Origin of the sequence: Vibrio sp. 10N.247.310.24 (assembly GCF_041467175.1) — a bacterium.
Classification (GTDB): Bacteria; Pseudomonadota; Gammaproteobacteria; order Enterobacterales; family Vibrionaceae; genus Vibrio; species Vibrio tasmaniensis_A.
The window spans coordinates 85,782-97,617 of the sequence record NZ_JBFSUD010000010.1; the positions used below are offsets into that span (position 1 = coordinate 85,782).

The 11,836-nt window shown below is 43.0% G+C and carries 9 protein-coding genes and 1 tRNA gene; 9 read left to right on the forward strand and 1 reads right to left on the reverse strand.

The window, feature by feature from the left end:
* Positions 1-340 precede the first annotated feature (340 nt).
* The 5 genes from AB6E08_RS05200 (at position 341) to AB6E08_RS05220 (ending at position 6,645) form a co-directional block, all read left to right on the forward strand.
* Positions 341-1,372, forward strand: coding sequence for a porin (locus AB6E08_RS05200; RefSeq protein WP_371702953.1), 1,032 nt, complete (start codon positions 341-343; stop codon positions 1,370-1,372).
* Between the two features lie 37 nt (positions 1,373-1,409).
* Positions 1,410-2,450 (forward strand): UDP-3-O-(3-hydroxymyristoyl)glucosamine N-acyltransferase, encoded by a 1,041-nt coding sequence (lpxD, locus tag AB6E08_RS05205; protein WP_017097678.1) that lies wholly within the window; start codon positions 1,410-1,412, stop codon positions 2,448-2,450.
* A 98-nt stretch (positions 2,451-2,548) separates the two neighbouring features.
* Complete coding sequence (locus AB6E08_RS05210; protein ID WP_167851856.1) at positions 2,549-3,031, forward strand: glycosidase; 483 nt, start codon at positions 2,549-2,551, stop codon at positions 3,029-3,031.
* Positions 3,032-3,288: 257 nt separating this feature from the next.
* Positions 3,289-4,410: an ABC transporter ATP-binding protein gene (locus tag AB6E08_RS05215; RefSeq protein WP_012604763.1), complete on the forward strand. Its 1,122-nt coding sequence runs from the start codon at positions 3,289-3,291 to the stop codon at positions 4,408-4,410.
* Between the two features lie 363 nt (positions 4,411-4,773).
* The gene (locus AB6E08_RS05220) at positions 4,774-6,645 is read left to right on the forward strand and encodes an alpha-amylase family glycosyl hydrolase (protein ID WP_372065093.1); all 1,872 of its coding nucleotides are present in this window, start codon (positions 4,774-4,776) and stop codon (positions 6,643-6,645) included.
* Here AB6E08_RS05220 and AB6E08_RS05225 read toward each other — a convergent pair.
* The gene (locus AB6E08_RS05225; RefSeq protein WP_372065095.1) at positions 6,628-6,771 is read right to left on the reverse strand and encodes a hypothetical protein; all 144 of its coding nucleotides are present in this window, start codon (positions 6,769-6,771) and stop codon (positions 6,628-6,630) included. The genes AB6E08_RS05220 and AB6E08_RS05225 overlap by 18 nt on opposite strands.
* Before the next feature lie 123 nt (positions 6,772-6,894).
* On the opposite strand from AB6E08_RS05225, the gene alaS reads away from it, so the two are divergent.
* From alaS to AB6E08_RS05245, 4 genes are all read left to right on the forward strand, one after another.
* Positions 6,895-9,477 (forward strand): alanine--tRNA ligase, encoded by a 2,583-nt coding sequence (alaS, locus tag AB6E08_RS05230; RefSeq protein WP_372065098.1) that lies wholly within the window; start codon positions 6,895-6,897, stop codon positions 9,475-9,477.
* Positions 9,478-9,697: 220 nt separating this feature from the next.
* Positions 9,698-10,879, forward strand: coding sequence for an aspartate kinase (locus tag AB6E08_RS05235; RefSeq protein ID WP_371710406.1), 1,182 nt, complete (start codon positions 9,698-9,700; stop codon positions 10,877-10,879).
* A gap of 92 nt (positions 10,880-10,971) precedes the next feature.
* A complete protein-coding gene (gene csrA, locus AB6E08_RS05240; protein ID WP_009847619.1) occupies positions 10,972-11,169 on the forward strand; it encodes a carbon storage regulator CsrA in 198 nt (65 codons plus the stop codon).
* A gap of 474 nt (positions 11,170-11,643) precedes the next feature.
* Positions 11,644-11,736 (forward strand) — tRNA-Ser (locus AB6E08_RS05245).
* Positions 11,737-11,836 lie beyond the last annotated feature (100 nt).

The following is an 11,836-nucleotide window of genomic DNA, read 5'->3' on the forward strand; positions in this document are numbered from 1 at the left end:
GGTAGCTATAGGGTTTTATGTCTTGTTTATTGGGGCTTTTGAACGGTGCTTTGTTCGTTTTGATACTTAGATTAATGAAAAGCCTACCGTTTGTGATGGTGATCAATAATCTCCGCAGTCAAGGGTGATTGACCTCTCATTTCTAAATTCAATAGGAAGCAAAACATTTATAATTCTAGAACAATAAATAGGCGTTCATTACGGACGACTATGTTTTTCTGGTTAAATGTTGCGAAATCAGCAAGCCTATCAAGAGACACAGTGGATAGATAAAGAGAAACAGTGAACAAAAATAACCCTACAAATAACAACAAATGATTCAGTGAAGAATCAATAAGGAATGACCGTGAAAAAAACATTATTGTCTGTAGTGATCACCAACACTTTACTTATTAGTGCTGGCGCTTCGGCTGCTGATGACCGAACTATGTCTCCAAGTGATATCTTTTTTTATGACGCTTTAAAATTTGGTGGGCATGTTGGAACATCGATTGAAGTCGAAGAGAAAAACATCACTGATTTTGCATCATGGGGTGGCGGCAAGTCTAAAGAGCGTACAACGACTCATGAAGTGTTTAACGTCTTCTATAATAACGCGGCGTGGAATGCGACCGCACTTTACGCGTTCAAACTTGAAAATCGTAAGAAAAAGAAAGGCGATTACGCAGAAACAGAAAATGGATATAAGCACTTATTATCATTAAACAAAAGTTTTCAACTAGGAAATGGCTGGGGAACGGGCTTGATCTATGAGTTGGAATATACAAAGGGTGATATTGTTACCTCTGCGAAAGTAGACGGCTTGAAAACCACGAAAGCTGAGCACAGTATTCGTCCATACCTTACGTACTGGAATAATGAATATTCAGCGGGCTTCTATTCAAACCTAGAGTACCTATACAACGATTCAGATAAGAGTGCTTGGGGTTCTCGTGAAGAGGAAGGTTACAGCTTCTTATTTAAACCTTACAAGCGCTTTGGTCAGTGGGAAGTTGCAGCTGAGCTCTACTATCAAGTTAAAGAAAATAAAGCGAAAACCGGAAACGGTTCAATCAATGAAGCCAGCGATTTCACCGAGATGTATATTGAACCAATCGTTCAGTACAGCTTTGAAGAAGCCGGCACTATGTACGTTCGTGCTCGTATTGGTGAAAACGAAACGAAACATACAGACGGTTGGGCAAAGAACGAAACTTTCTTCAAAGATATTCGTAAGGCAACTTTAGGCTATGAGCAAGCAATTGGCGACGATTGGTTGGTAAAAGGCGAACTTGAGTGGGCTAAAGACACAGAGACCTTCTCTAAGCTGAAAGGCGAAGAGAAAACTGTAGAACAAGAAACAATGTACCTACAAGCGCTTTACCGCTTCTAAGTGGTATTAATCACAACTCAAATGACAGAGTAATATTATGATCAAAGTTTCAGATATCGCCCAAATCGTTGGTGGAAAAATTGAAGGTGATAACACGGTAGAAATATCGAAGATTCGCCCAGTTTCTAGCGTAGAAGAGGGCGGCTTAGCCATTGTCTTTGCTAAAGCCGATTTAAAAGGGCTATCTGAAACTTTGGCTGATGTCATTGTTGGGCCAGAAGCCATTTTACAGACTAAAGCAAAAACAAAAATCGTGATTGAGAAGCTCGAAGCTGAGAAGCTCAATCAACTAATGCGTCATTATAAAGTTCAAAAATATCAATTATTTGATCAAGGGAATACATCAGATACTCCCGATGTTTATATCGGAAAGCATTGTCAAATAGGTGAAGGTTGCCATTTCATGCCCGGTGTTAAAATCATGAACGGTGTAACAATCGGCAATAACGTTGCAATTCATGCCAATACAGTCATCAAAGAAGGCACTGTGATTGGTAACAATGTCACCATTGACTCTAACAACTCCATTGGTAATTACAGCTTCGAATACATGACCGGGCACAACACCCGTTATGAACGCGTGGAAAGTGTGGGTCGAGTGATCATTGGTGATGAAGTTGAAATTGGCTGTAATAACACCATCGACAGAGGCACTTTAGGCGACACCGTTATTGGTCGTGGAACCAAAATAGATAACCTAGTGCAAATAGGGCATGACTGCAAAATAGGTCAGCATTGTTTACTGGTATCTCAGGCTGGTTTTGCGGGCCACACTACTTTGGAAGATCATGTCATTGTACATGGTCAAGCCGGTACCGCAGGGCATCTTACTATCGGGAAAAACTCCGTTATTAAAGCCAAATCAGGTGTGAGCCACTCTTTCCCTGCCAATAGTGATCTGTTCGGTTATCCGGCGAAAGATGCACGTTCTTATTATAAAAACTTAGCCGTATTGAACAAATTAACTCATCAAAAAAACAGTAACCCCCGTCCAAACTCTAAATCGTTAGAACTTGATACAGACAAAAGATCGGTGGTACCGAAAAAGAGCTTAATAGCGAGACTATTTCGTTTATAGGTTGCCGAAGCGAGAGCTTTAAAAAATTAAAGCCCTAACTCGCGATGACTAAAACGGAATAGAACCCTACATATATAAAAAATAATAAGGAAATGACAATGAAACGTACTCTACTTGTAGCCGCACTTTTATCTTCAGCGTTAATGGGCTGTGCGAGCACAGCTGACACGCCAGCAGCTGATCAAATGAAAGCAACAGGTCCTTTCGCCGATTGTAATCTCGCCACGGTGGAAGATCGCGGGCCAATTCGTCCTTCACTTTATGTTATAGGCACTTTCCCTGATGGTCAGTGGATCCACATGGAAAACCGTCAGATGTCGCATAAAGGCAAAGGTATTTACCAAGTGGTAAGCGAAGAAAAAGCGGGCAACGTAAGTTTGCAATTCGCAACGATGGGCTGGTCTCCACAATTTACCGCAGCTGGCATGTCGATGACGGCAGGTTATGAGAAAGCGCTAAAACGCGGTGGCTTTGCTAAAAACACAACCGTTAATATTCCAGAAGATGGCAAATATTTATGGAGTGTTGAAATTAGCGAAGATAAGAAGCCAGTTCGTGCATTGGTTAAAGCGTGTAAATAAGCGATGTAGCCAACCGACATAACCCACTCTATATCACCATTTATAACCACGCTGTATAACACCGTTTATAAACTCGTGGTTGACGCAGTGATACTGATGAAAGGTGCTCTGAATATCAGAGTACCTATGTTTTAAACATAAACCCTAAATGTTCAATGATTAACGTTTACGTCTTTTTAGCCAGTAACTTGAGAGCTCCAGTCACTGGCTAAAAAGATTTTTACCTATCAAGATTTAACCCGTATTCGGAGTTTCAAATGGCAACAGTTAGCCTGCGTAAAGTAGAAAAACAGTACGATAATGGTTTTAAAGCCGTACACGGAATTGACTTAGATATTCACGAAGGTGAGTTCATGGTATTTGTTGGGCCGTCTGGTTGCGCCAAATCTACCACATTGCGAATGATTGCTGGCTTAGAAGATATCTCAGCAGGGGAAGTGCGTATTGGCGATAGAGTGGTGAATGATTTAGCGCCTAAAGAGCGTGGTATTGCCATGGTATTCCAAAACTATGCGTTGTACCCACACAAAACGGTCTTCGATAACATGGCCTTTGGTTTGAAAATGCAAAAGCGACCAAAAGAAGAGATCAAACAACGCGTAGAAGATGCCGCTGAAAAACTAGAAATTACTGATCTCCTGTATCGTAAGCCTAAAGAAATGTCGGGTGGTCAGCGTCAGCGTGTCGCGGTGGGACGAGCCATTGTTCGTAAACCAGACGTGTTCTTATTTGATGAGCCTCTATCCAACCTTGATGCCAAACTACGTGTTTCGATGCGTGTGAAAATCGCACAACTACACAAGTCTCTTAAAGATGAAGGTAACCCTGCGACCATGATTTATGTCACGCACGATCAAACGGAAGCTTTAACTTTAGGCGACCGAATTTGTGTATTAAATCAAGGTAACATTATGCAAGTGGACACGCCGACCAACTTGTACAACGCACCACAGAACAAGTTTGTGGCGGGTTTTATCGGCTCCCCAGCCATGAATTTAGTGAACACAACCCTACGCAAGTTAGGTGATGACATTTACGTGGAACTTGCCCCTAACGCCCAAATTATTATTCCTAAACGTTTGCAAGAAAAGCTTGTGGATCATATTGATAAGCCCGTGTGTCTAGGCATTCGACCTGAACACATAAATATTGCCGCTGATGATGAGATGGTGAACGTACACCCTGGTGAGCTGACCGTGGTTGAAAACTTAGGGAATGAAAAATACCTGTATTTCAAATTGGGTGATAACGAAATTGTTGCGCGAGTGAATAACCAAAGCATAAGTACATCAGATATTGGCAGCCAAGTACGCTTTAATTTTGATTCTGCTTTTTGCCATATTTTTGATGGTGAAACCGAACAGAACCTGACGTTGTAAAATCAGGCCTTATTGGCATTAACTATCGTAGATGAATGGTTTCAATAGAACGTTCTAACACCTCACTTTAATAATATGCCCTAAGTATCTCACTTTGGCTTAAGGGCATAATAAAAATATAAATGAATCCTGAGAACTCATTCTCAAGATACTGTCACGCCTCAATTAAATAGAACTTATATAAGGAAGGTTTTATTCGTACAGCTGACTTCATCGCTTCTGACATTATTTAACGCGGCCGTAATGGTTGTATGGGAGGGAGACTATATAGCATGCTCACGAAACACGACCTGATAGTTAAATCGCGTGACAAGAATATAAAACAATAACCTACACCAACATAACGTGAATAAAGGACGACACATGAAGAATAAGCTTATTGTGCTATCAGCATTACTGGCTTCCCTACCTGCTATGGCAGATTGGAACCAGGCCTATTTCCGTGGTACCGCCAATAACTGGCAAGCTGAATCTATGGTTAAAGTGAAAGCAAACCACTGGCAAATAGTGAAAAAATTTAACACCGGTGATGGAACGAACTCTCCTAGTTTTAAGGTTGATCGCTTTGGTGATTGGTCTGAAAACTACCCTCTGTCAAATTTCTCTGTTGACCCTAATAAAACCTACGAAATTAATTTCTATGACGACTCGAATAAAGTGGTGGTCCATGAAAAGCTTCCCTTTGATATGCGTGATGAAACCATGTATTTCGTGTTTCTTGACCGATTCTATGATGGCGATTCAGCCAATAATACATCGACGGGTGCCGACATGTATTCGGCAGACAAATCGGATTTCAAAAAATACTTTGGTGGTGACTTAAAAGGTTTAACCGCAAAGCTAGATTACTTGCATGATATGGGGATCACGGCCATTTGGATAACGCCTCCAGCAGATAACATTAACATGCCTGACAGTCGAGGCGGTGCGGGTTACCACGGCTACTGGGGACGTGACTTCTTTAAAGTTGACGAGCATCTAGGTACCGTTGCCGATTTTAAAGCATTAAAGACGAAAATGGATAGCTACGGCATGAAACTCGTGCTGGACTATGCGCCTAATCACTCTAACCCTGATGATGAAGGGGAATACGGTGCACTTTATAAAAAGGGTGTCCGAGTTACCGACTACAAAAATGATAATGCAGGGTATTACCATCATAATGGAGCGATTGCTGAAAACGGTAAAGATTGGGAATGGAACGACGCATGGGCGGTTCGTAATAAAACCTTGTTTAACTTAACCGATTTTGACCAACGTAAAGATGGCCCTGCGCGTCAGTACTTGATTGATGGCGCGAAATTCTGGGTAGACTTAGGGGTGGATGCGATTCGTATTGATGCGGTGAAACATATGGATAAAGAGTTTATCCAAGATTTTACTGGCCAAATAAACGCGTACGCGAAGAAAAGCCAAGGTAAAGATTTCTATTTCTTTGGTGAGTGGATGGATTCAGGTGCTGACGCAACGGGATCAAACTTTGCCTCTATCGATTTTGCCAATACATCAGGCTCTGCATTGCTTGATTTTGGTTTGAGAAACACCATCGAAAACGCCTTGCTAAACCACAATGGCACTGGTATGTATGCCATTAATAACTACATGAAGCTGAGAGACCAGAAATTCACAAGCAGTGATTGGCAAGTGGTGTTCTTAGATAACCACGATGCGTCACGTATCTCTACGGTTTTGCGTTCCGATGCGAAGAACTTTGGCGCAGGTAAAGACAAGTGGGGTGGTCGTCAAAGTGTTGCATTTGCACAAGACAGAGTGGAGCTGGGTTTAGCGCTTATCATGACCTCTCGTGGTATCCCATGTATTTACTATGGAACAGAGCACTACGCAGCTAACTTCACTACCAACGGTTTTGGCCAGCAAGGTAACGACCCATACAACCGTGAAATGATGCCAAGTTTTGATAAAACGACCAATGCTTACAAGATGATTAAAAAGTTGAGTAAGTTACGTAAAGACAGCTATGCGGTGCAGCAAGGTGATTATATCGAGCGCTGGATAAGCAATGATGTATTGGTATATGAACGTAACGCAGGCGATGACGTAGTTGTGGTTGCAATGAACCTCGGTCAAGGTACATCGGTTAACGCGGTGAATTTAGGATTGGCAAACGGAACTTACGACAGTGTATTAGGCACAGACCAAGTGGTTGTTTCTAATGGCAGCGGCACATTTAATCTAGACCAAAATGAAGTGGTTATCTTACGCACTAAGCACTAACAGATAATACAGGCTATTGATAACGGTTTTACTGGTTTTCGATTGAGTCTCAACAGCATAAACCTCGTACATAGTGTGCGAGGTTTTTTTGTTTTTCTTCGCTTGAGCTAGTGGAATATTCTTCATTTTATCGAATTCCAACTAAAATCCTGCCCAAGGGTGTCTTTTCTACAAGAAAACTAGTCGAAGCCTTAACCATGATCTACAATACGGCAAAATTCTAACTCGACTATTTTCAGGAAGAGCTGCATGTACATGAGCACTGATGAGGTTCGCAACGCGTTCCTTAAGTTCTTTGAGAGCAAAGAACACCAAATCGTAGACAGTTCATCGTTAGTTCCACATAACGATCCAACCCTGCTATTTACTAACGCAGGTATGAACCAATTCAAAGATTGCTTCTTAGGCGCCGAAAAGCGTGCCTACACTCGAGCAACTACGGCTCAGCGTTGTGTACGTGCGGGTGGTAAACACAATGACCTTGAAAACGTAGGTTTCACGGCTCGTCACCACACGTTCTTCGAAATGCTAGGCAACTTCAGCTTTGGCGACTACTTCAAAGAAGAAGCGATTGGTTTTGCTTGGGAATTCCTGACAGAAACTCTTCAACTGCCAAAAGACCGTCTGCTGGTAACGGTATACGAGACAGATGATGAAGCATTCGATATCTGGAACAAGAAAGTAGGTGTTCCTGCTGACCGTATCGTTCGCATTGGCGACAAAAAAGGCGGTAAACAGTTCGAGTCTGATAACTTCTGGACGATGGGTGACACAGGTCCTTGTGGTCCATGTACTGAAATCTTCTACGATCACGGTGAGCACATCTGGGGCGGCCGTCCTGGCACACCTGAAGAAGATGGTGACCGTTTCATCGAGATCTGGAACAACGTATTCATGCAGTTCAACCGTCACGCTGACGGCACAATGGAACCGCTACCTAAGCCTGCTGTAGATACAGGTATGGGTATTGAGCGTATTTCTGCAATCATGCAGGGCGTTCACTCTAACTACGAAATTGATGTATTCCAAAAGCTAATCAAAGCGACTGCGGAAGTTGTTGGTCATGACGATCTATCTAACCAATCGCTACGCGTTATTGCTGACCACATCCGTTCTTGTTCATTCCTAATCGCTGACGGCGTTATGCCTTCAAACGAAGGTCGTGGTTACGTTCTACGTCGTATTATTCGTCGTGCAGTTCGTCACGGTAACAAGCTTGGCGCACAAGGCGTGTTCTTCCACAAACTTGTGGGTGTACTGGCTGAAGTAATGGGCTCTGCGGCAGATGAACTTAAGAAACAGCAAGAGCTTGTTGAAAAAGTACTTCGCATTGAAGAAGAGAACTTTGGTCGTACTCTAGAGCGCGGCATGGTTATTCTTAATGACGCACTAGATGCACTTGAAGGCAAAGAGCTTGACGGCGAAACAGTTTTCAAACTTTACGATACATACGGCTTCCCAGCTGACCTTACTAACGATGTAGCTCGTGAACGCGATTTTACTATCGATGAAGAAGGCTTTGAGAAGGCGATGGAAGCACAGCGTAAGCGTGCACGTGAAGCTGGCCAATTCGGCACGGATTACAACGCGACAATCAAAGTAGACACCAACACTGAGTTCTGTGGTTACACAGCAACTGAAGGTGCTGGTGAAATCTCTGCGCTATTCGTTGACGGCGAAGAAGTATCTTCACTATCGGCTGGCGACAAAGCAATCATCATCCTTGAAGAGACACCATTCTACGCTGAGTCAGGCGGTCAATGTGGTGATGCTGGTACACTAAAAACAGCGTCGGGTCTTTTCAAAGTACAAGACACTCAGAAGCTAGGTAACGCATTTGCGCACCACGGTGAGCTAGTTGAAGGTGTATTTGCTAAGGGCGATAAAGTAGAAGCAACGGTTGACGCTGAGCGTCGAGCTGCTATCTCACTAAACCACTCTGCAACTCACTTACTTCACTCTGCGCTGCGCGAAGTGCTAGGTGAGCACGTTGCTCAGAAAGGTTCTTTAGTTAAGCCAGACAATCTACGTTTTGACTTCTCTAACCTTGAAGCGGTAACACCGGCACAGATTAAAGAAGTAGAGCGTTTGGTTAACGCACAAGTTCGTAAGAACCACGTGATTGAAACCAACATCATGGACATCGAGTCAGCGAAAGAAAAAGGTGCAATGGCACTGTTTGGCGAGAAGTACGATGATGAAGTTCGCGTTCTATCTATGGGCGATTTCTCTACTGAGCTTTGTGGTGGTATCCACGCAAGCAACACGGGTGATATCGGTCTATTCAAGATCATTTCAGAAGGTGGTATCGCTGCTGGTATTCGTCGTATTGAAGCGGTAACGGGTGAAGCAGCTCTAGATGCAGTAGAAGCTCAGGCTAACGCTTACGAAGAGAAGCTTGCTGAATCAGCTAAGAAAGCGAAATCGCTAGAGAAAGAAATCCAACTACTTAAAGAAAAGATGGCTGCAGCTGAAGGTGCAAACATCATGGGTAAAGTAGAAGAGATCTCTGGTACTAAGGTACTGGTTGCTGCCATTGAAGGCGCAGACAACAAGAACCTACGTACTATGGTTGATAACGCTAAAAATCAAGTAGGTAGCGGCATCATCCTGATCGCGAACGTAGCAGACGGTAAAGTTGGCCTGATTGCTGGCGTAACTAAAGACCTTATCGGTAAAGTTAAAGCGGGTGACCTCGTTAAGATGGTTGCTGAGCAAGTTGGTGGTAAAGGCGGCGGTCGTCCAGATATGGCTCAAGCGGGTGGCACTGACGTTGAAGCACTACCTGAAGCGCTTAAATCAGTACGTATTTGGCTTGAAGAGCGTCTTTAAGCTTAAGTAATTGATACAAAGATGCCCAATCAACTGATTGGGCATCTTTTATTTAGCCCATTGGAAGAACGTCTGAAAAAGGTTTGATTGAGATTAACCAAGAAGGCTAATGGTAACGTTAGACTCCTTGGTTAATTTTTTATTGCTTCGCCATGACGCGGAGTATGTGTTTTTTTGTCATATATAGACATTGGTCTTGGGAAGGTGAGGACGGGTGAAAATGCCTCTTATCGTGCAGAAATTTGGTGGAACGTCGGTGGGTTCAATTAAACGAATCCATCATGTAGCAGAAAAAATCATTGAAGCGAAAAATGAAGGGAACCAGATCCTGGTTGTCGTTTCTGCTATGTCAGGTGAAACAAATCGGTTAGTTAACTTAGCTTCACAAGTTGATAGCGTACCAAACGCTAGAGAGTTGGATGTGCTGTTAACGGCCGGAGAACAAGTTTCCATGGCTTTGTTGGCGATGACGTTGCACAAGTTGGGTTATGAAGCGACATCGATGACTGGCTATCAAGCCAAAATACACACCGATTCTAATCATAATAATGCGACGATTGAGCGTATTGATACCGCTCCTATTAAAGCGCTGTTAGATGATGACCAGATTGTCATTGTTGCAGGTTTTCAAGGCGTTAATGCGAAAGGTGATATCACAACCTTAGGGCGAGGTGGTTCAGACACCACGGCCGTTGCGTTGGCAGGCGCCCTTCAAGCGAAAGAGTGTCAGATATATACCGATGTTGATGGCGTATATTCCTGCGACCCTAGAGTGGTTAAGCAATCTAAGAAATTAGATACCTTAGACTTTCCCTCTATGGAAGAAATGGCTCGCAGAGGCGCTAAGGTTTTACACCTTCCATGTGTTCAACATGCGTGGCGACACAATGTACCATTGAGAGTGCTTTCGAGCTTTGAAGAAGGCGAGGGAACTCTTATCGCGGGTAATGACTGTTTGAATGATATTGCTGGGATAGCCATTCAAAGAGATATGGTTCGCGTCGAGTGTTTGAATCAAGATTTACCGTCTCTCATGTCGCATTGCCATTTATTAGGGATTGAAGTCTGTAGTGTGATCGAGGAAGCAGAACGGGCAGCACTCATTATCAAACCGGACATAAGTGCTAAATTAAAACTAGTTTTTGACGAGAAAATCCGTAATAGTGAACAGGTTAGTTTGTTAACTGTGGTAGGAAGCCGAACACAAGAAATTGTGGTCAGTTCACATGGATTGTTGTCTGAAGGCGAAATTGATGTACAGCATCACTTATTGCAACAGCAGTCTTTAACTTTGGTGATATCACCAACGCAAGTCGATATGGCTGCTAACATATTACACAATGCATACATCGTAGCGCGTGAAACACAGGGTTATCCTAAAAAAGAAGTGCATTTTGGTTAAATAAACTCAATCGATAGTTTACGAAAATATAACTTTTGTTGGATAATGCTCGCGTAGCTAGATAAATTTAGAGATTACTCAAGGAGCAAAGAATGCTAATTTTGACTCGCCGCGTTGGCGAAACACTGATGATTGGTGACGAAGTAACAGTTACTGTACTAGGCGTTAAAGGTAACCAAGTACGTATTGGTGTTAACGCACCTAAAGAAGTATCTGTTCACCGTGAAGAGATCTACATGCGCATTCAAGCTGAAAAAGGTAATGGTAACGTTGCACCTGGCAACTACTAATACTTTTGCGTAGAGAAGAGGCTAGCATTGTTGCTAGCCTTTTTTGATCTTGGGGGAATGGAAATACGCATTTGAACATCAATGGGGTGGTAACGGGTTAGTCTTAACGCGGTGAAGTGAGAGCTTTATGACGTTATGAAATACAAATAGGATCGATCATCGCGATTACACGGTATTTTGTCTGCGCAAACTCAAGATTTGTTAGCTTCCCCTATGGCGCAAATACGCATCCCGTAGTATTGTGCAAACAGCGGTAGCACTTGCTGCTGGATAAATTAGATAATTGTTTTCTGCTGTTTATTATTGCCAATCTTTCACCTTAATTTTTAAGGGAAAAAGCGCGATTTGAAGCTTATAAGTTCAATTTGCAAGCGCTTTGATTAAATAGCAAACGGTTGAGTGTTTTTGTCCAATTTTTTTCAATAAAGTGTTTGACATATTTTCGGTAAAACGTAATATGTGCCTCCGCAAGACGGTGAGGTGGCCGAGAGGCCGAAGGCGCTCCCCTGCTAAGGGAGTATGTGGTTTGTAGCCGCATCGAGGGTTCGAATCCCTCCCTCACCGCCATTTCTTGCACGTTTGAATTTGCAAGCAAACACAGAAGTAACAATGTGCGCCCTTAGCTCAGCTGGATAGAGTACCTGGCTACGAACCAGGCGGTCGGAGG